This is a genomic window from Bacillus sp. ISL-39 (genome assembly GCF_018613295.1).
Classification (GTDB): Bacteria; Bacillota; Bacilli; order Bacillales; family Cytobacillaceae; genus Mesobacillus.
Window position 1 is genome coordinate 46,644 of the sequence record NZ_JAGGQM010000009.1, and the last position, 18,896, is coordinate 65,539.

The following is an 18,896-nucleotide window of genomic DNA, read 5'->3' on the forward strand; positions in this document are numbered from 1 at the left end:
GATTTAAATGGATAACTTTACTTTTTACAATCCAACGAAACTGATATTTGGCAAAGACCAGCTTGAACAACTGAAAAATGAAGTCCCTCAGTATGGCAAGAAGGTGCTTCTTGTATATGGAGGCGGCAGCATCAAGCGCAATGGTCTTTATGATTCTGTCATGGACACTCTGACTGAAATTGGCGCGGAAGTATTCGAGCTTCCTGGTGTAGAACCGAATCCCCGTCTCTCGACTGTCCATAAAGGCGTGAAAATCTGCAAAGAAGAAGGCATTGAATTCCTGTTGGCAGTAGGCGGCGGCAGCGTTATTGACTGCACGAAGGCCATTGCTGCAGGGGCAAAATATGAAGGCGATGCCTGGGACCTGGTCACCAAGAAAGCTTTTGCTGCAGAAGCTCTTCCATTTGGTACGGTCCTCACTTTGGCAGCCACAGGCTCGGAAATGAATGCAGGTTCTGTCATCACCAACTGGGAAACGAATGAAAAGTATGGCTGGGGAAGCCCGGTCACATTCCCGAAATTCTCCATCCTTGATCCTGTGAACACTTTTACCGTTCCGAAGGATCAGACGATTTATGGAATTGTTGACATGATGTCACATGTATTGGAGCATTATTTCCATCTGACCGAAAACACCGAATTCCAGGACCGCATGTGCGAATCCTTGCTTTTGACAGTCATGGAAACAGCTCCGAAGCTGCTTGAGGACCTGGAGAACTATGAATACCGCGCAACCATCCTTTATTCAGGAACGATGGCTTTGAATGGGATCCTAAACATGGGTTACCGTGGCGATTGGGCGACACATAATATCGAACACGCCGTCTCGGCAGTATATGATATCCCTCACGGAGGCGGGCTTGCCATCCTGTTCCCGAACTGGATGAAGCATAATCTTAAGGTAAAACCAGAACGATTCAAGAAAATGGCTGTCAGGGTCTTCGGCGTGAACCCAGAAGGCAAGACTGACGAAGAAGCTGGCTTGGAAGGAATCGAAAAGCTGCGTGAATTCTGGAACAGCATCGGTGCACCGTCACGCCTTGCTGATTATGATATAGATGACAGCAAGCTGGAATTGATGGCGGATAAAGCCATGGCGAACGGTGAATTTGGCAATTTTGCGAAAATGAATAAAGACGACGTACAAGAAATTTATCGTATGTCATTATAAAAATCTAAAGGACCCGGGAGTATTTCCTGGGTCCTTTGTCTTTTGTATGGGTAAAAAAACTTATGTGAATTTTTTAAAATAACCATCGATACACTGAAAACATCCTTTTTTACGGGTAAAAAAAGAAGCTGAAGAAAAATTTACCAATATTTTTTCTGGGACTAAATGTTTAAGTAACTGGGTAACTGTGGTAAGTCTCTAAATGTAAGACAATGGCGCAGTAGGAACAATTTACATAAGCACAATCAACATCATCATGCTCAGGGCAAACCTGTTGAAAGACAGGGACGCAAAACAAGGAGTCTAAGGCTGCCACATTCAGCTAAGATTGTCCTAGTTGCCATGGATAGAGGAATTCAGGCTGTTGTTTTGTCGAGAAAAAGAGAATGAATACTTGTAAAAGGAGGGAAAATGCCTTTTGTAAATAACTGAAAATTCAATTTATTTATCATGCTTGATTTTAAATAAAGGCTGTTTTCGTATTGACTGTTGTTGTAGTCCTTACAACCGCATCCTTAAAGGTATCGGGGCTTTTTTCAGAAAAACTTCTGGACCAGATTTACATTAGGACTCGTAAAAACCCAGGTGCCGGGTTTTACTTTCATTGTGAAAGCAACAAAATTTACGAAAAGAGCCTAAATAAAAAGGAGTAGAAATTATGAAAATGAAAAAACGTTTATCTTTTTTAATCGCAATCATGTTTTTGTTTACGATCACTTTCCCGGTTACAGGTGCATTTGCTGCCGAAAATAATGAGCAAGAAGCAGAATTTAAAGAAAATAGTAAACAAGGTGAACAGATCCAAAAAAGTAATGAATCAGCTGAAATGTCCCAAAAGGGAAAGTCCGGTGGTGATGTAAAAGCAGCGTCTACGGAAAATGACCTTGAAAATAAGAAGAGTTCCGACTCTGAGACAATTGGACAAACTAAAAATAACTCAGAACAAGAAACAAACAATCCTGATGAATCTGAGACCAGTGCAAATCAGGAAGATAATCAGGAAAAAAATACAGAAGGAAATAATGGCCAAGAAGAAAATAATGCTTCAGAAGAAAACAATGGCCAAGAAGAAAATAATGCTCCAGAAGAAAACAATGGCCAAGAAGAAAATACGCCGGCAGATAGCGAAAATGAGTCGACACCAGCTGAGGATGGAACCGTGCCAGGCGATGATAATAAAAGCACCCAGATTCACCTGCACATCGATCAGTGTGTCAATCCTGTTGAAACGGCCTATGTCCAGGTTAGCGGCGTGTGGGAGGAAATGACGAATCCAGGTTCTTCTCCTTTATTTAAAGCGTTTGATGAAGGGGAGTACATTAAAGATGATGTCACGGCATTCAAGCTGATTTTTACAACAGGTGAAGAGCTGGTTGTCCCGATCAGTGATGTAAGAGTGGGAGTCGAAGCGGAAGGCTCTGTTAATTATTGGCTGGATGACTGTGGAATTCCTGCAGAAGAGCCATCTGAACCGGATGAGAAGATGACACTACTATCTATGATAAAAATTATGATTGATGAGAATACAAGTCACATTGAAAAAGTGACACTGCTAATGATGAGCGGGGAGAGAGTTGAGTTTGAAAGGATCAATGAACTTTTCAGTCTCACTCTGACGGAAGAAATCCAACTGGAATTGATTCGTGGCATAGAGATTACTGGCAACGGTGAGACAAAGCTGATTTTGCTTTCAGAAATCGAGTCTCTGGAAATTGTGGAAAGTGTCCTTACACTTCAAGTGAACTGGGAGATGGATGGTGAAATAGTCGAGGAAGAAACAGAAGAGGAAAGTGAGACCACAGCACCTGGCAATAATTCAGGTTCTGGAAATACATCTGATGGCACAACAAATGAACAAGTATGGAACGGTGAGGTCCTTCCTCAAACTGGTGAAAGCAGCAGGACGATGTTCTATGTACTGGGCTTCCTGATTGCGGCAGGAGGAGTCATGCTAAGGTTCAGGAATCCATTGAAGAACTAAACTCGAGTTGGAGGGGAAATGATTCCCCTCTTTATTTGATTATGAGGTGAAATTGATGAGAAAAGTAATGTCGATATTATTGATAATAGCTGGTCTCTCGATCTTCTTGTATCCAGCTGCAAAGGATTATTACACCTCCTACAATCAGGAGAATATGATTGAAGAATGGGAAGGCGGCAATCAGGAAAATACGGTGGCTGCTGAGAGTCTTAGTGAACTTGAGGAAGTATTCAGTATAGAAACCCAGGCGGAGAGCGATGTGAGTGATATTACACAAGTTGAAAATCAAGAGTCTGAGGAAGGAACGGCATCTGGCACAGCAAAAATAAAACAGAAATCTCGGGCTGGCATGGTTGGTGTCATTGAAATTGACAAGATTGGCGTGAAGATTCCGATTTTGAATGGTGCATCGGATGCAAACTTGGAGAAAGGCGCTGGTCTCCTGGAAGGAACGGCAGCCCCCGGAATGCCTGGCAACAGTGCGATTGCTGCCCATCGAAACAGAGCCTATGGAAGCATGTTCAACCGGCTCAATGAAATAGGCGTAGGGGATACCGTGACGGTCAAAGATCAAAACAATACTTACCAATATGAAGTGTACGAAACGCTTGTGGTGGAACCACATGAAACCTCCGTACTCAATGGCAGCCAGGATGAAAAGGTTCTTACTCTCATTACGTGTACGCCTATTGATACGGCAACACACAGGCTGATTGTCAAAGCGAAAATCAAGCCATAATAGATTCTGTGTTTTTACCATCCATGAGAGGGTATGGGATTAAGAGAAATGATAAATTCTAGGAGGAGAAGATGGAATTTAACAGTGTTCTGCTGGCATTTGTGTTCATTGCAGTCTTGCTGGCTGCCGGAATGCTCCTGCGGATGACGATTCCTTTTTTCCAAAAGTATTTTATCCCTACTTCCCTTATTGCAGGTCTAATTGGATTGTTAATGAGCAAGGAAGCATTGGGGAAGCTAGGGTCAATCATTCCTGGAGCAGGATTTCTTGAAAATGGCGTATACCCCGAAAAAGTGTACGATGCGATGCTTTCGATTCCTGAAGTCGCGATCACCATTATTTTTGCCTCGCTTTTTTTAGGTAAAAAAATTCCCGGGATCAAAAAGATATGGAAGATTGCCGGTCCACAAGTTGCCTATGGACAAACCGTATCATGGGGTCAGTATGTGGTCGGAATCCTTCTGGCGATTTTTATTTTGAAGCCAGTTTTCGGTCTTCCTCCAATGGCAGGCGCCCTGATTGAAATCGGATTTGAAGGCGGGCCAGGTACAGCTGCCGGTATGAGAGGGACATTCGAGGCACTCGATTTTTCTGAAGGAGCCAGTATTGCCCTAGGCCTGGCAACAGTCGGGATCCTGACTGGTGTGATTACCGGCATTATCATTGTCAATTGGGGCATCAAAAAAGGTATGGCGAAGGAAGCGAAAAAAGCTTCCGAGCTTTCTGGCCAAGAGCAAAAAGGCCTGTATCCTGAGGATGAAGAACGGTCGGCTGGAGAATTATCAACAAGATCGGAATCAATTGAATCGCTGACGGTCAACTTCCTTTTCATTTTTGTGGCAGTCGGCGCCGGGATGCTTTTATTAAAAGGGCTTTTGTTACTGGAAAATACAACTTGGGGTCCGGCTTACGATATCGAAATCATCAAGCATGTCCCATTGTTTCCTATGGCCTTGCTAGGAGGAGTGGCAACCCAGCTGCTATATGACCGGTTTATTCCCTTCAAGCTGATTGATAAGAAAATGCTCAGTCGAATTGAGGGTTTTTCCCTTGATATTTTAATCGTTGCATCCATCACTACTCTATCCATTTCAGCGATCAGTGAACATCTTCTGCCTTTCCTAATCCTTGCCGGTGCGGGAATCGCGTTTAATCTTGCCGCTTTTTTCTTCCTGGCCAAAAGGGTTATGCCAGAATATTGGCTTGAAAGAGGGATTCTTCAATATGGGCAGTCGATGGGTATGACAACAACAGGCCTGCTCTTACTGCAGATTGTTGATCCGGAAAAAGAAACACCTGCTCTCGAGGGTTTCGGCTATAAACAAATCCTGTTTGAGCCCATTGTCGGAGGCGGCCTGTTCACCGCCGCTTCCATGCCTCTGATTGCACAATTCGGCCCGGTTCCGGTTTTAATTGGGACAGCAATCCTGTTTGCAGGATGGCTGGCAATCGGTATTTTTCACTTTGGAAAAAAGAACAATAAGAGTGCCCAATCGTGATGAAAAAAACTTTTTACAAAGTTTACTTAAAATTTCACAATTGGGCACGCTTACATCTGAGAGTGTTTCTTGATTATTGGGTTTCATTTCGATAAAGTGATAGAGAATATAAAATAATGGAGGATCAGACATGACACATGTTCGTTTTGATTACTCAAAGGCGCTTAGCTTTTTTGGTGAACACGAAGTTACATACTTAAGGGATTTTGTAAAAGTAGCCCATCATTCATTACATGAAAAGACTGGTGCAGGCAGCGACTTTTTAGGCTGGATCGATCTGCCTGTAGACTATGATAAAGAAGAATTCGCACGCATCCAGAAGTCAGCAGAAAAGATTAAAAGTGATTCTGACGTCCTGCTCGTCGTAGGGATTGGCGGATCTTATCTTGGTGCACGTGCTGCGCTTGAATTTTTACAGCACAGCTTCTATAACGCTCTTTCAAAAGAAAAGCGCAAGACACCGCAGGTTATTTTTATCGGCAACAACATCAGCTCAACTTATATGACAGATGTGATGGATCTTTTGGAAGGTAAAGATTTCTCCATCAATGTCATTTCAAAATCTGGAACAACGACGGAGCCTGCGATCGCATTCCGTATTTTCCGAAAGCTGCTTGAAGAAAAGTATGGAGCAGAAGAAGCACGCAAGCGCATTTATGCGACAACGGATAAAGCCCGCGGTGCATTGAAAACTCTTGCTGACGAAGAAGGCTATGAATCATTCGTGATTCCTGATGATGTCGGCGGACGTTATTCCGTTCTGACTGCAGTAGGCTTGCTGCCAATCGCTGTCAGCGGTTCAGATATCGAAGCGATGATGAAGGGTGCAGCACAGGCGAGGGAAGACTTCGGCAAGTCAGAGCTTGAAGAAAATCCTGCCTACCAATACGCTGCAGTCCGTAATGCGCTTTACAATAAAGGCAAGACAATCGAAATGCTGATCAACTATGAGCCATCCCTTCAGTACTTCTCTGAATGGTGGAAGCAGCTGTTCGGCGAAAGTGAAGGGAAAGACCAGAAGGGAATCTATCCTTCTTCAGCAAACTTCTCTACTGACCTTCACTCACTTGGTCAATATGTACAGGAAGGCCGTCGTGACTTGTTCGAGACGATCATCAAGGTGGAAAAGCCTCGCCATGAGCTGACAATTGAAGAAGCTGCAAGTGATCTTGACGGCTTGAACTACCTTGCTGGCAAGACAGTTGATTTTGTGAACAATAAAGCGTTTGAAGGAACGATGCTGGCTCACACTGATGGAGGCGTACCGAACCTTGTTCTAACGATTCCACAGTTGGATGAGTATACATTCGGATACCTTGTATACTTCTTCGAAAAAGCCTGCGCAATGAGCGGTTACCTGCTCGGCGTAAATCCATTCGACCAGCCAGGCGTTGAGGCATACAAAGTGAACATGTTCGCATTGCTTGGAAAACCAGGCTTCGAAGAAAAGAAAGCAGAACTGGAAAAGAGACTTAAATAAAGCTGAAAAGGAGCACCCGATAAAAACGGGTGCTCCTTTTGTGTGAATTTATTTTTTGAAACTGGAAAAAATCGTATGAAATTTCCAGTTCGCCAATAAAAATAAATTTTCGCCAATAAAGTTGTGAAAACCGCCAATAAAAATAAACTTTCACCATTATCTGTGAATCCATCATCCTTCATCACCTGCCTAAAGGCATACTCCCGCCAAATCCAATCGTTCATAACTCATTAAAAGAGGCCTTTTGGTTAAAACTAAGCAAAAACCATTGGAAAGGCGGACAATTCATTGATTGAATTACAATCTGAGCTTGAAGGCAAACATTTTGATCTTTTTAAACTGGAACAGCTGCTTAAACCGTTAGGATATTCCATCGGGGGAAACTGGGATTATGATCATGGCGCCTTCGACTATAAAATTGATGACGAAGTTGGTTACCAATTTCTTAGGATTCCCTTCAAAGCGATTGATGGCCAGCTTGATTCCCACGGCTGCACTGTCCAGCTTCAGCGCCCCTTCCTTCTCTCCCATAAATACCAGCGTGGATTGGATGATCACGCTTATATTTGGAATGGCAGAGCAGCCTTCAATCAGTTTCAGGAGCCGGTGGATAAAGATGCCAGCTTCCCTGAAAAGTATATCGAAGTTGGACGGGCACTGGTCCGGGAGTTAGAGGCTGCTATATTACAGCATTAATCATTTGAAATCGCCAGAAGCTGATCATCGAATTTAAATTTGATATTGTTTTGGGGGTTGACGATTACGTCACCCCCTCTTTTACGTCCAATCAATATAACATTTCGCTCTTTCAGCAAAAAGCTGCTTGCCTCCTGAAAATTCTTATCAATCAGAGAAGCTTCCACTTCAATATAAGACAAGCGTTTCCCGTTCAATTCCCCCAGCAAATCCAATAAAGGGTTCACAACCTCCGCAGAGGAGATGCTGTTCAAAAGCACAGCGCTGGTAAGGGCATTTGCGGGAATCAGCTCATCAGCCCCGGCTCTCCTCGCATTATTGATCTGTTCGCTCGTTTGAATCTCCGCGATGCAGCGAATCTCCGGGTTTAGTCCTTTGATAGCAAGCAGCGTAAGGATTGTGTTCATATCAGCTTGCAGTTCATCCAGATTCTGGTCTGATGTAATGATCACTTTCCTTGCTGTAGAGATACCTGCGCTCAATAAGGTATCATCCTTGTTCGCACGGCCTCTGATGAAATGGACATTGTCATCCTTAATGGGGTTTGATCCCAGTGTATCGTCCACCAATATGATGATTTCATCTGCTTCTATGAGAGAGCGGATAACTGAACGAGATCTCTCGTTCCAGCCGATGATGATAATATGGCTCCTTCCTCTGAAGCCTACCTTTCCCTCAGCATAGGCATTTTGTTTGGTAACCGTGGCAGCTGAAAGGTGAATGAAATAGGAAGATAAAAACCCTGTGCCAATCAGCAGGAGCAGGATTGCTGTGATTCGGCCCCATGTAGAAACGGGATAGTAATCTCCGAATCCTACTGTTGATGCGGTGATGATGGCCCACCAGACACCATCAAAAATCGTCGGGAAACTCTTCGGTTCAACATAATGAATGACTACACCAAACAGAGTAATCATCATAGCGGCAATCATCAGGATCCTTGCTAAAATGGGCAGCTTTATAAAACGCATATATAAGTGATTAGTCATGGTTTCCTCCTCTTTTTTTCGTTATATGTATGAAAACAATAATTACTTTTCCCTTGTTTTTCTAATCAAAAACAGATTTAGCCAGATTTAAGTAATTCTATTTTCGGCGAGCAGATTCTTTTTTACACAAAAAATTCAGGAATAGTTCATCAGCCCGTACCAAATTTCCTGGCATACATATGCTGAATAGTGAAAGGAGGGATGATGATATGTCATTCAACTGGGGATCAAATGTATTGCTATTTCTTGCTTGTATGCTTGCTGGATGGGCTTTGATTAAATTCGGGCCGCTTCTGTTGACTCTTGCAGGGCTAGGCATCTTTGGAGTTATTGGTGTAATTGTTATCGTACTCTTCGCTTTTGTCATTATTTTTATCGGCTTGCGGGTACTGTTCAGAGGCGGCTGGCGCTGCTGACGTTCTGCAAACAAGAACCTGTCTTAATGGCAGGTTCTTTTTCATGTTCATAGAAAAATAGAGATAAACTTGTACATCCTTCAATATATTTTTAAAAGGCTGTTTTCGTAAAGATTGTTGTTAAAATCCTAAAGCCGATTTTAACGTAATAGTAGGCCATTTTGTTGGTCGGTATTAAGTTTGCATGCTCTTTTCTCACAAAAGAGTCAACTTTGCGAAGAAATATAGGTCATTCAATCCTATTTTGTAGTCAATAGCAACAAAGTTTGAGAAAAGAGCCTTTTAAAAAGAGGAACAAACTGAATGGGAGTTGGTGAAATGCATGATGTAATGATGAATGCTCTGGACTGGCTGTCGAGCCTTGGCTATATTGGGATTGCTCTTGGTTTGATGCTTGAGGTCATCCCTAGTGAAATCGTCCTTGGGTATGGGGGATATATGATTTCCGAAGGGACCATTGGTTTTACAGGGGCTGTGGTTGCCGGAACCATCGGCGGGACGGTCGCGCAGCTGTTCCTTTACTGGCTTGGATATTTTGGCGGGCGCCCGATGCTGGAGAAATACGGGAAATACTTATTGATCAACAAGCATCATCTGGAAATATCGGAAAAATGGTTTAGCCAATATGGATCAGGTGTCATTTTCTCGGCGAGGTTCATTCCGGTCGTGCGGCATGCGATTTCAATACCTGCGGGGATTGCAGGTATGTCAGCCATCAAGTTCACGCTCTATACTATCGCCGCAATGATTCCATGGACAATATTTTTCCTTTATCTAGGAATCGTTCTCGGTGAAAATTGGTCAGGAATTAAGGACATTGCCAAGCCATTCCTCATCCCTGTCAGCATCATTTCGTTAGGAGGAGGAGCAGTATACATAATGGCAGCACGAAAGCAGAAGAACCTTTAACCCAGCTCAGGAACTTTCCTGAGTTTTTTCATGCTTAATACTCATAAAACATAGCAGATTAGTAAAAGTTAAGATAAGGAAAAAATATTCAGGGCGGCAGGGAGAAGGTTCAAGATGTTAAAGGAAATGCTCAGGCTGATTACAAAACAGCAGAGGACTACGGCTTCCGCAGTCGATAAACTGGAGGGAGAGCAAACGTCTCTTAAGGAAAAGGGATTCAGCAAAAATCTCCAGGAAAATTTAACAATATTAAAGCAACTCTACAGCATTCCTGATAATAAAGATATTAAATTGCGAGAATTATACCTTGGAGGGTTTAATAAGCAGGCCGCATTATTGTTCATCAGTACCATTACAGATGTTAAGAGTATAGAAGAAAATATCCTTAAGCCATTAACGGAAAATACTGCTTCGGATAAAAAGGTGAAGGATATAGTTGCGATCCAAATGGTAAATGAAATTTCCTTATACAAGGATGCAGTCAAGGATATTAACAAAGGAAATGCGCTCCTCATACTAGATGGAGAACCAAAGGCTTATATTATGGATTGTCCTGACTTTCAAAGCAGGGCGATTGAAAAGCCTGAAAGTGAAATTCTCATTAAGGGACCAAAGGAAGCGTTCAATGAAAAGGCTGTAGCGAATATTTCTTTACTCAGGAAAAAAATAAGGAACGAAAACCTTATCGTTGAAGCCGTGGAAGTCTCTCAACGGTCTCATAATGATGTTTTTGTCCTCTATATTCGCGGTCTCGCTAATGAAAAATTGATTGACAATATCAAGGAGAGACTTGGCAGCCTGGACGTGAATTCGATTCAGAACCTTTCGCTGCTCGAGGAATACATTGAGGAACGTAATTATTCATTATTTCCCAGCATTCTTGCGACAGAGAGGCCAGACAGGGCAGCTTCTTTTTTAGAAGATGGCTATATCGTTTTATTAATGGATAATTCGCCCGACAGTCTTGTTCTCCCTGCGACATTTTGGTCTTTTTTTCACAGTCCTGAGGATCATTATCTAAGGTTTTTTTATGGAAACTTCACGAGGGCATTAAGAATGACTGCCCTTTTCATCACTATTTTTACATCTGCGATTTATGTATCAATCACTACTTTTCATGCTGAAATGATTCCGCCAGACCTGCTGCTGGCGATTGCTGCATCACGGGAAAAAGTTCCTTTTCCTGCGGTGATTGAAATTCTTATCATGGAGCTGGCATTTGAATTGATCAGGGAAGCAGGGCTGCGTGTCCCAAGTCCGATAGGGCCGACCATCGGTATTGTTGGAGCCCTAATCCTTGGACAGGCTGCAGTAGAAGCGAATATTATCAGTCCGATTGTTATCATTGTTGTCGCACTCGGAGGACTAAGTTCGTTTGCGGTCAGTGATTTAAGCTTGAATTTTGCTGTAAGGCTTACTCGCTTTCTATTTGTTCTAAGTGCAGCGGTGATGGGTATTTATGGCATGACTGCAATGTTTGTTGGGGGCTTGTTCTATATGGTTTCGATCAAGTCATTTGGCGTTCCGTATTTAGCGCCTATGTCACCAAATTACAAGTCTTCGAAGGATACGATTTTCCGCAGGCTAACGAAAAATGAAATATTAAGGCCAGGCTTCTTAAAAACCACAGATTTACAAAAAAAGACTAATGGAGATTAGGCGATGAGACAGGACAAGGGGAAAATCGGCATAAAAGAATATTTCGCGCTTATTTCTCTGACGATTGGAGCCAAGTTAAGTGACGACACACCTGCGATCATTTATGAAAATGCAAAGAATGCTGGCTGGTTGGCTACACTACTGATCGGTCTTTTGTCCTTATTTCCTATCATTTTTCTAATAAAAGTATATTCAGCACACAGAGGGAAAAATCTGCATGAAATCCTCCTGCATCTTTTCGGCAGATTTTTTGGAACCTTCATTTCTGTTTGCCTTTTAATCGGCGGGACAACTGCAGTCATTGCTGACTCAGGTACTTACGTGGACATTATTGGCTCGATGTATTTTACAAAAACGCCAGCTATCATCCTTTATATCATCTTGATGGTTATTTGCGCTTATGGAGCAAAGAGGGGAATAGAACAGATTGGGTCAGTTTCATGGCTCTTGCTTCCATACATCAAGATCACTTTGTTCATTGCACTGGTTTTTACTTTTAAGAAAGGTACATTAGGGTACCTTTTCCCTTTTTGGGGTGAAGGGCCTCTTGAAGTTGCAAAAGCATCTGTTAAAAACGTTTCGATTTTTGTCGATTTTCTATACCTTGGGTTAATTATGCCACTCATCTCATCATATAAGGACATGAAAAAAGGAACGTTAATAGGGTTGGGATTTTTAACGGTGGAGCTGAGTCTCGCACTTGTGGCGTTTGTCGTTTTATTTGATTACACCACTGCTGAAATGCTGAACTACCCTTTTCATGAAACAATCCGATTTATTCAAATTGGATTCTTAGCAAATGTTGAAACATTCTTTTTCCCCTTTTGGCTGGTCGCAACATTTATCCGTTTTTCATTTTATCTATATTTAATCGCAACATTGCTGGGAGGAATTTTGAAGATTAAGGAGTTTGAGTATCTGATTCCTTTGATCGCGACAATAATATTGCTAATAGGATTATCACCGGATGCACCACCCATCACTCTCTATACTATAAGGGAAAAAATCCTTGTATTATTAAGTCCTGCCTTCATGATTCTTCCGCCATTGATGTGGGTCGTGGCAAAAATTCGGGGGGATTTTAAGAATGAAAATTCATTCTATAATAATTAAATTGATTATCCTGATAGCAGTCACTTTGAGTCTGTCAGGATGCTGGGATCATAAGGAACTGGACGATAAAGCATATGTAATTGGCATAGGGCTTGATAAGCATAAAGCGGAGGGAAAGGTTAAAGTTACATACCTGATTGCAAATCCTGAGGTGGGTTCACAGCAGACTGCAGGCGGAGCGAATGAGCCGCCGCAGGAGATAGTGACGATTGGTGCGGATGATTTTATATCATCGCGGAATACAGCAAATACTGTAGTGGCGAAGGAAATTTCCTATGACCTTCTGCAGGTTATTATCGTTTCAGAGGAATTAGCCAGAGACCCGGATTTTATCAGGGTGATATACAGCGCAACCAAGGATCGGGAAATTAAGCGAAGTACACAATTCATGGTCACGAGGGAGGGTGCAGCTGATTTCATAAAAAATAATAAACCAAGAATTGAAACCAGACCCCATAAATTTTTGGAACTGATGATAGAACGGGGCCAGGAAACAGGCATGATTCCAGAAGCTGACCTGAATAGTTTTTTCCGAGTCACGGAAAGTGATGCGGATTTATATCTGGCGATTTATGCTACCACTAAAAAGGTAGAGAAAGATGAAATCCAAATGACAGATGATGACTTGCTGGCCGGGGAGATTGAAGTGGAGGGCACAAACACAAATGCCCAGTTTATTGGCTCAGCAGTATTCAGGGAAGGAAAGATGATTGGCAAAATAACAGGGGAAGAGACAAGGATATCAAGTCTGTTAGACAATACTTGGGAAACAGAAGATATCCTGACTGCCATTAAAGATCCTTTTGATGAAAGATATAAGCTGTCCATAAGGATCTCTCAAAAAAGAGGCAATAAATATAAGCTGATTACCGGAAACGGGCGTCCAACCATTGAAATAGATGTACCATTATTTATCGAGGTATACAGTGATCCAAGCATGATCAATTACGCAAAGAACCGAGAAAAGGTTAAAATACTTAAAAAATCTCTTACTGCTGCGATAGAAAAAAATTTTACGGATTTTATTTCATATGGCCAGGAAGAGTTTAAAGGAAATACGTTCGACTTATCTATCCCGATGAGGAAGGAGTTTGCCACTCTTCGGGAATTCCGGGAATTTGATTGGATGCATACGTATCCTGATGCAGAAGTGAAGGTGAATGTCTCAATTCGATTTGGAGAATTTGGGCGCCAGTCGAAACTGCCTAAGCTAGAAGAGGTGAGAGATTAATGGTAGTAATTATGTGGATTGCCATTGGTTTAATCATTATCTATTATTTATTATTTGGGGTAACGCTCTGGCGGCAAAACAATAAAATCGGATCGGTTGTCGTCATTATGTTAGCATTAGCATGCATCGCACTGCACTACATTTCTCATCAATGAATGTACGGGCCCAGCGATAATTCTGGGCTCTTTTCCAACTACAAATTTTCTAATTTTGCAAACACTATGATAATATATAAATAATTACGTATAAATGGGGTGTAGGGATGAGCCTGGTTGGGTATAACTTCGGAGAAATTCTTAGGTCTTCTAGAGTTTTTAAAGGATTGACTGAGGCACAGTTGGCTGAGGGTATATGTTCTGAAGTGGATATCATTCAATTTGAAAAAGAAGAGAAATATCCAACAATCGATCAATTATTCAAGATGGCATCAAAGCTTGAAGTAGAGCTTAACCATTTTTTCGATATTGCTTCCACTGATACATACAATTACGCAATCGCTGTCACGGAATTAATCAAAAAGTATAAAAGAGAGCGGGATTATGCCGCTATTCATGAAATCATTAAGAAGGAGCAGGATAATCCGCTGTTCAAACATACATCCTTCAATCAATTTTTGGTATGGCACCAGGGGATTTGCACCTATTATCTTGAAGGGGATCGACAGAAATCAATCAGCCTGCTTGACCAGGCATTGGACATGACCCATGAGGAACAGGCTGGAATGTCTGAACGCGAAATTGAGATTTTGACCAGTATGGCCATCATTGAAAAAGATAGCGGGAACCTGGACAAGGCTGTCGAACTTTTTCAGAATGCGCTGAACGAGCTGACAGGGCTGCCTCAGGTCCTGGATTCAAGGATTTGGCTAAGGATTCTCTACGGCCTTGCCCAGGCACTGTCAAAGCTTGAGAGATATGAAGAATCCCTTATCTACTGCAGCAAAGGAATCGACAATTGTATATATGAAGAAAATATGTATTTATTTGGAGAACTTTATTACCAAACAGGCATGAATTATATTAAATTGGGTAAAGAAAACAAAGGTAAGGAACATCTGGAAAAAGCGATCATGATTTTCAAGCTGCAGCAGAATGAGAAGTTTGCCAGCTTAGTAACGAATGAAATGGGAAAATTATTGAAATATTGCTGATTGGTTTTATGAACGATCGACCCAGGCAGAGGAGGTTTAAAATGAAGAGAACATTGATGATAACCCTTTTTGCGGTATTGTTTGCTGGTGTTTTCGGTTTGGATTCTGCGGACAGAAGCCTGGCTGATTTGCCGTCACAGCACTCGCAAGACGGAACAACCATAGCTGACCTGCCGTCACAGCATTCGGCAAGCGGAACAACCATAGCTGATTTGCCGTCACAGCACTCGGCAAGCGGAACAACCATAGCTGACCTGCCGTCACAGCATTCGCAAGACGGAACAACCATAGCTGACCTGCCGTCACAGCACTCGGCAAGCGGAACAACCATAGCTGACCTGCCGTCACAGCACTCGGCAAGCAGAACAACCATAGCTGACCTGCCGTCACAGCATTCCCAAAACGGCACAACCATAGCCGATCTGCCGTCGCAGCATTCTCAAAACGGCACAACTATCGCGGATCTGGAGCCACAGCTTGATCATAATGAAGTATTAGTTTAAGGAACTTTTTTGAGGCAGCCTGGACCGTTTTGGTCAGGTTGTTTTTTAATACGACTAAAAATTTATGTCATTTTTCTTTCTTTCATGTTTTCTGCAAATTCTTAAGTTAAAATAGATCAAGTACATAGGAAAAGGCTCTGGCTTTTAGCCAGAACCTCATTATGTGACAGAGGATATCCAATTCAGTCGATGATATCCATATGGCTGCCATCCATCATATTAAAGTTTTTGCTCGGCATAGCACCGTTTGTACCGTGGCAATCATTGTACATTTGCTTGACCTCTTCATTGGACAGCCCTGGGTGCATCTGTTCAATTAACGGCTTCATTTGGCCGAAATTAAAAGCACCTTTGCCTTCTGTCCCTTCTTCTGCGAAAGCAGCAGTACTTGCTCCGAATATCAATGCAGCGCCTAAAAAACTTAACGTTAGTTTTTTCATGCCCTTTGTCAGCTCCTTTCAGGTATACATAAATCTTACCGGGACAGTTTGCAAAAACTAAGCAGAAGCAGTGACAAAGTTTTGAAATTTGACTGGAGGCTGAAAATGTCATTATTAGAAACTTTATCTGGCCAGCCGGTATGGCTTGCTGTTGTCATTAGCCTTACAGTCAGCATACTGATTGCCTTGGCGGGAATTATTCCAAGTGCTTTTGTGACAGCTGCCAACATCGTTTACTTCGGATTTTCCTTGGGACTCTTTCTCTCCATTCTCGGAGAAGCCTTAGGAGCGATTATAAGTTTTATTCTGTATCGGAAAGGGCTTAAAAAACTGAGTGGCAAAATCGATTCTGTAAAAGCAATTAAATTATTGGAAAAGCTTAAGCAAACAAAAGGCATGGAGGCTTTCATGCTGGTTCTTGTATTAAGGCTTTTTCCGTTCGCGCCATCCGGACTCGTCACCCTTGCCGCTTCATACAGCACGATGGGCACATGGACTTTTGCTGTTTCAAGCACAATAGGCAAAATTCCGGCCCTGTTGATCGAGGCATATTCAGTTCATACTGTTCTTGGCTGGGAAACTGAATACCAGCTTGCTGCAGCCATTTTTGCGGTGGCGGCCGGGATTTGCTACTATTATTGGACAACAATGAGAAAAAAACGGAGGAAGTAAAAATGTTTAAATTGAGATTATTTTTGATCGCGATCTTTGCAGCAGTCATGCTCGTGTTTACCGGATGTTCAGGTGAAGCAGATCAGGAACAGGGAAATCCTGCTTCTGATGAAAATAAAACAAAAAAAGAGGAGCAAAAGGAACTGCAGGCGGAATCGGATACTGATTTTTTGATTAAGGCAGAGCCACAGAAAATTGAGCATATTCATGGGATTGGTTACCCGGGAAATGATAAGGGATTATTTGTTGCCTCCCACTATGGTTTGAAGATATTCAAAAATGGTGAATGGCTGGAAACGACGGATGAGAACCATGACTACATGGGATTTCAGGCTGTTGAAGATGGATTTTTTGCAAGCGGCCATCCAGCAGAGGGGTCAGATTTGAAAAATCCGCTTGGACTTGTAAAAAGTACGGACAGTGGAAAAACACTTGATAAAATAGCTTTTTACGGAGAAAGCGATTTTCACTTTCTCTCTGCAAGCTATCAGGATAACGTCCTTTACTTGATTAACGAAGAACCCAATTCCGAACTGGAACGAGGCGTATATGTCTCCAAAGATAGAGGTGCAGCATGGGAACCTGTAGAACTTAATGGAATGGAGGCGCAATCCCTGGGTATGATGGCTGTTCACCCTGAAAACGGTGGTACTTTGGCGATGGCAACAAGGGAAGGGGTGTTTGTCTCGGATGATTATGGGATGACGATGACAAAGGCAGGAGATTTTCAAATGGTAACGGCTGCGGCCTATTCCCGGGAGTCTTTGTATATCGCGCCAGTAGAGAATGAAGAGATTAAGCTAATCAGACTTACAAAAGAGCAGCCAAATGCAGGGGAGGAGCTTCCGATTCCCAAACTGAAGTATGATAATCCGATTACTTATATAGCGGCTGACCCAAAGCAGGAAGGCCGGATTGCATTCATCACAATCCTTAATGATCTATATGAATCCGAGGATGGCGGTAAGACATGGAATCAGCTTTTAGTTAACGGAAGCGTTGAATAGGAAGAACCACAAGTTCGGTTGCAGTGATTTTTGGCTCTATCCCCTATTGCAAATAACATTCCCAATTAGCCAGACACCATCCTCCCAGGGGTACATATCCTGACTAATGGGAGGTGATGCGGATGGCAACAAGCAGAGCTATCGTGTATGTGGGTCAAATGGGTGCTGATACATTCACACAAGCATTAGAAGGAGTTTTATATACAGAAGATCAAATTGGGTTCATGGCGGACAGGATTTTATGGACAGAAGGGCAAATTGGAGTTATGGCAGACCGAATCGTATATGTAGTTGAGCTTTCACAGTTTAACACAATCAAGGCCATGTATATGGTGATGAACATGAGCTTTATAGGGATGGACAGCATGATGAACAATATGTTCAGGTATGCTATCAGTGTGAACCCAGTGAGTTATATTCCATGGCTGAGCAGGGGCGGATACGCCGATCCATACCAGTCTTATCCAAATATCTATTTAGGCAAAGAATAAGCAGGAAACAGCAGCCAAGGCAAAATGGTTGCTGTTTTTTTTTATTTTTTTTACAATATACGCATAGTTTTTACCGTAGGAGGTATATAAACTAGGGGGAATTTTTCGCAGTATGGATTCCGCGAATTCATAAATACTAAAGTGTAGGAAGGGGGATTACTATGTCAATTTCTGCGGATAAAGTACTTGATGCAAAAGGTCTCGCATGCCCGATGCCGATTGTCAAGACGAAGAAGACCATGAATGAGCTGGAGCCAGGCCAGGTTATTGAAGTACAGGCCACGGATAAAGGTTCAACAACCGATTTAAAAGCATGGGCTGAAAGTACTGGCAATCAATATCTCGGTACGATCACTGAAGGGGATGTGCTCAAACATTATCTCCGCAAAGCCAGTGAAGATGAACTGAACAATGAATCGCCACACCCGCATACAGCAACACTTGAAGAGGTGCTAGCAAAGCTGGAAGGCAATGAAAAAATAACCGTTCTTGATGTAAGGGAATCAGCTGAATACGCTTTTGGGCGTATTCCGAATGCAAAATCAATCCCACTTGGAGAGCTGGAGCAGCGTTTCAATGAATTGGATCCTGAAGAGGATGTCTATATCATTTGCCGCTCTGGATCAAGAAGTGATATGGCGGCAAAGAAGCTTGTCGAAAAGGGATTCAAGAAACCAATTAATGTTGTTTCCGGGATGAAGGACTGGACAGGCCCTACCGAAACATCAGTTGAAAAATAAGGAGGAACCA

Annotated in this window: 19 protein-coding genes and 1 riboswitch; of the genes, 17 read left to right on the plus strand and 2 right to left on the minus strand. The window is 42.5% G+C overall.

Annotation, left to right across the window (positions count from 1 at the left end):
* Nucleotides 1-7: 7 nt before the first annotated feature.
* From J7E37_RS09310 to J7E37_RS09335, 6 genes are all read left to right on the plus strand, one after another.
* On the plus strand, nucleotides 8-1,171 hold the full coding sequence (locus J7E37_RS09310) for an iron-containing alcohol dehydrogenase (protein WP_215023662.1): 1,164 nt from the start codon (nucleotides 8-10) through the stop codon (nucleotides 1,169-1,171).
* Nucleotides 1,172-1,425: 254 nt separating this feature from the next.
* Nucleotides 1,426-1,516: riboswitch (cyclic di-GMP riboswitch) on the plus strand.
* Between the two features lie 313 nt (nucleotides 1,517-1,829).
* The gene (locus J7E37_RS09315; RefSeq protein WP_215023664.1) at nucleotides 1,830-3,152 is read left to right on the plus strand and encodes an LPXTG cell wall anchor domain-containing protein; all 1,323 of its coding nucleotides are present in this window, start codon (nucleotides 1,830-1,832) and stop codon (nucleotides 3,150-3,152) included.
* A gap of 55 nt (nucleotides 3,153-3,207) precedes the next feature.
* The gene (locus J7E37_RS09320) at nucleotides 3,208-3,891 is read left to right on the plus strand and encodes a class D sortase (RefSeq protein ID WP_215023666.1); all 684 of its coding nucleotides are present in this window, start codon (nucleotides 3,208-3,210) and stop codon (nucleotides 3,889-3,891) included.
* Between the two features lie 71 nt (nucleotides 3,892-3,962).
* Nucleotides 3,963-5,390: a sodium/glutamate symporter gene (locus J7E37_RS09325; RefSeq protein WP_215023668.1), complete on the plus strand. Its 1,428-nt coding sequence runs from the start codon at nucleotides 3,963-3,965 to the stop codon at nucleotides 5,388-5,390.
* Nucleotides 5,391-5,520: 130 nt separating this feature from the next.
* Nucleotides 5,521-6,870 (plus strand): glucose-6-phosphate isomerase, encoded by a 1,350-nt coding sequence (locus J7E37_RS09330; RefSeq protein ID WP_215023670.1) that lies wholly within the window; start codon nucleotides 5,521-5,523, stop codon nucleotides 6,868-6,870.
* 288 nt (nucleotides 6,871-7,158) lie between these two features.
* Nucleotides 7,159-7,566, plus strand: coding sequence for a YugN-like family protein (locus J7E37_RS09335; protein WP_215023672.1), 408 nt, complete (start codon nucleotides 7,159-7,161; stop codon nucleotides 7,564-7,566).
* Here the strand turns inward: J7E37_RS09335 and J7E37_RS09340 are convergent.
* Nucleotides 7,563-8,555: a potassium channel family protein gene (locus tag J7E37_RS09340; RefSeq protein ID WP_215023674.1), complete on the minus strand. Its 993-nt coding sequence runs from the start codon at nucleotides 8,553-8,555 to the stop codon at nucleotides 7,563-7,565. The genes J7E37_RS09335 and J7E37_RS09340 overlap by 4 nt on opposite strands.
* A 209-nt stretch (nucleotides 8,556-8,764) precedes the next feature.
* Here J7E37_RS09340 and J7E37_RS09345 point away from each other — a divergent pair, with 209 nt between their 5' ends.
* From J7E37_RS09345 to J7E37_RS09375, 7 genes are all read left to right on the plus strand, one after another.
* Nucleotides 8,765-8,971: a hypothetical protein gene (locus tag J7E37_RS09345; protein WP_215023676.1), complete on the plus strand. Its 207-nt coding sequence runs from the start codon at nucleotides 8,765-8,767 to the stop codon at nucleotides 8,969-8,971.
* 318 nt (nucleotides 8,972-9,289) lie between these two features.
* Nucleotides 9,290-9,880 (plus strand): undecaprenyl phosphate transporter UptA, encoded by a 591-nt coding sequence (uptA, locus tag J7E37_RS09350; RefSeq protein ID WP_215023738.1) that lies wholly within the window; start codon nucleotides 9,290-9,292, stop codon nucleotides 9,878-9,880.
* A 114-nt stretch (nucleotides 9,881-9,994) separates the two neighbouring features.
* Nucleotides 9,995-11,539: a spore germination protein gene (locus J7E37_RS09355; RefSeq protein WP_215023678.1), complete on the plus strand. Its 1,545-nt coding sequence runs from the start codon at nucleotides 9,995-9,997 to the stop codon at nucleotides 11,537-11,539.
* A gap of 3 nt (nucleotides 11,540-11,542) precedes the next feature.
* Nucleotides 11,543-12,652, plus strand: a complete 1,110-nt coding sequence (locus tag J7E37_RS09360) for a GerAB/ArcD/ProY family transporter (protein WP_214776425.1) — start codon at nucleotides 11,543-11,545, stop codon at nucleotides 12,650-12,652.
* Nucleotides 12,627-13,883, plus strand: a complete 1,257-nt coding sequence (locus J7E37_RS09365; protein ID WP_215023680.1) for a Ger(x)C family spore germination protein — start codon at nucleotides 12,627-12,629, stop codon at nucleotides 13,881-13,883. Before J7E37_RS09360 ends, J7E37_RS09365 begins: the two co-directional genes overlap by 26 nt.
* A 262-nt stretch (nucleotides 13,884-14,145) precedes the next feature.
* On the plus strand, nucleotides 14,146-15,033 hold the full coding sequence (locus J7E37_RS09370) for a helix-turn-helix domain-containing protein (protein ID WP_214776428.1): 888 nt from the start codon (nucleotides 14,146-14,148) through the stop codon (nucleotides 15,031-15,033).
* A gap of 41 nt (nucleotides 15,034-15,074) precedes the next feature.
* Nucleotides 15,075-15,536 (plus strand): hypothetical protein, encoded by a 462-nt coding sequence (locus J7E37_RS09375; RefSeq protein WP_215023682.1) that lies wholly within the window; start codon nucleotides 15,075-15,077, stop codon nucleotides 15,534-15,536.
* A 182-nt stretch (nucleotides 15,537-15,718) separates the two neighbouring features.
* Here J7E37_RS09375 and J7E37_RS09380 read toward each other — a convergent pair whose 3' ends face one another.
* On the minus strand, nucleotides 15,719-15,976 hold the full coding sequence (locus J7E37_RS09380; protein WP_214776429.1) for a hypothetical protein: 258 nt from the start codon (nucleotides 15,974-15,976) through the stop codon (nucleotides 15,719-15,721).
* A gap of 105 nt (nucleotides 15,977-16,081) precedes the next feature.
* On the opposite strand from J7E37_RS09380, the gene J7E37_RS09385 reads away from it, so the two are divergent.
* The 4 genes from J7E37_RS09385 (at nucleotide 16,082) to J7E37_RS09400 (ending at nucleotide 18,886) form a co-directional block, all read left to right on the plus strand.
* Nucleotides 16,082-16,648, plus strand: coding sequence for a TVP38/TMEM64 family protein (locus J7E37_RS09385; RefSeq protein ID WP_215023684.1), 567 nt, complete (start codon nucleotides 16,082-16,084; stop codon nucleotides 16,646-16,648).
* A 2-nt stretch (nucleotides 16,649-16,650) separates the two neighbouring features.
* Entirely contained in the window at nucleotides 16,651-17,655 is a 1,005-nt protein-coding gene (locus J7E37_RS09390; RefSeq protein ID WP_215023687.1) for a F510_1955 family glycosylhydrolase, read from the plus strand.
* A gap of 122 nt (nucleotides 17,656-17,777) precedes the next feature.
* On the plus strand, nucleotides 17,778-18,146 hold the full coding sequence (locus tag J7E37_RS09395; protein ID WP_215023689.1) for a hypothetical protein: 369 nt from the start codon (nucleotides 17,778-17,780) through the stop codon (nucleotides 18,144-18,146).
* Nucleotides 18,147-18,307: 161 nt separating this feature from the next.
* Nucleotides 18,308-18,886, plus strand: a complete 579-nt coding sequence (locus J7E37_RS09400; protein ID WP_215023691.1) for a sulfurtransferase TusA family protein — start codon at nucleotides 18,308-18,310, stop codon at nucleotides 18,884-18,886.
* Nucleotides 18,887-18,896 lie beyond the last annotated feature (10 nt).

Coding starts and splice junctions, on each gene's coding strand:
- J7E37_RS09320 (WP_215023666.1), top strand. CDS start 3,208: ATGAGAAAAGTAATGTCGATATTATTGATAATAGCTGGTCTCTCGATC.
- J7E37_RS09365 (WP_215023680.1), top strand. CDS start 12,627: ATGAAAATTCATTCTATAATAATTAAATTGATTATCCTGATAGCAGTC.
- J7E37_RS09380 (WP_214776429.1), bottom strand. CDS start 15,976: ATGAAAAAACTAACGTTAAGTTTTTTAGGCGCTGCATTGATATTCGGA.
- J7E37_RS09370 (WP_214776428.1), top strand. CDS start 14,146: ATGAGCCTGGTTGGGTATAACTTCGGAGAAATTCTTAGGTCTTCTAGA.
- J7E37_RS09375 (WP_215023682.1), top strand. CDS start 15,075: ATGAAGAGAACATTGATGATAACCCTTTTTGCGGTATTGTTTGCTGGT.
- J7E37_RS09360 (WP_214776425.1), top strand. CDS start 11,543: ATGAGACAGGACAAGGGGAAAATCGGCATAAAAGAATATTTCGCGCTT.
- J7E37_RS09340 (WP_215023674.1), bottom strand. CDS start 8,555: ATGACTAATCACTTATATATGCGTTTTATAAAGCTGCCCATTTTAGCA.
- J7E37_RS09390 (WP_215023687.1), top strand. CDS start 16,651: ATGTTTAAATTGAGATTATTTTTGATCGCGATCTTTGCAGCAGTCATG.
- J7E37_RS09315 (WP_215023664.1), top strand. CDS start 1,830: ATGAAAATGAAAAAACGTTTATCTTTTTTAATCGCAATCATGTTTTTG.
- J7E37_RS09330 (WP_215023670.1), top strand. CDS start 5,521: ATGACACATGTTCGTTTTGATTACTCAAAGGCGCTTAGCTTTTTTGGT.
- J7E37_RS09310 (WP_215023662.1), top strand. CDS start 8: ATGGATAACTTTACTTTTTACAATCCAACGAAACTGATATTTGGCAAA.
- J7E37_RS09400 (WP_215023691.1), top strand. CDS start 18,308: ATGTCAATTTCTGCGGATAAAGTACTTGATGCAAAAGGTCTCGCATGC.
- J7E37_RS09385 (WP_215023684.1), top strand. CDS start 16,082: ATGTCATTATTAGAAACTTTATCTGGCCAGCCGGTATGGCTTGCTGTT.
- uptA (WP_215023738.1), top strand. CDS start 9,290: ATGCATGATGTAATGATGAATGCTCTGGACTGGCTGTCGAGCCTTGGC.
- J7E37_RS09395 (WP_215023689.1), top strand. CDS start 17,778: ATGGCAACAAGCAGAGCTATCGTGTATGTGGGTCAAATGGGTGCTGAT.
- J7E37_RS09355 (WP_215023678.1), top strand. CDS start 9,995: ATGTTAAAGGAAATGCTCAGGCTGATTACAAAACAGCAGAGGACTACG.
- J7E37_RS09325 (WP_215023668.1), top strand. CDS start 3,963: ATGGAATTTAACAGTGTTCTGCTGGCATTTGTGTTCATTGCAGTCTTG.
- J7E37_RS09345 (WP_215023676.1), top strand. CDS start 8,765: ATGTCATTCAACTGGGGATCAAATGTATTGCTATTTCTTGCTTGTATG.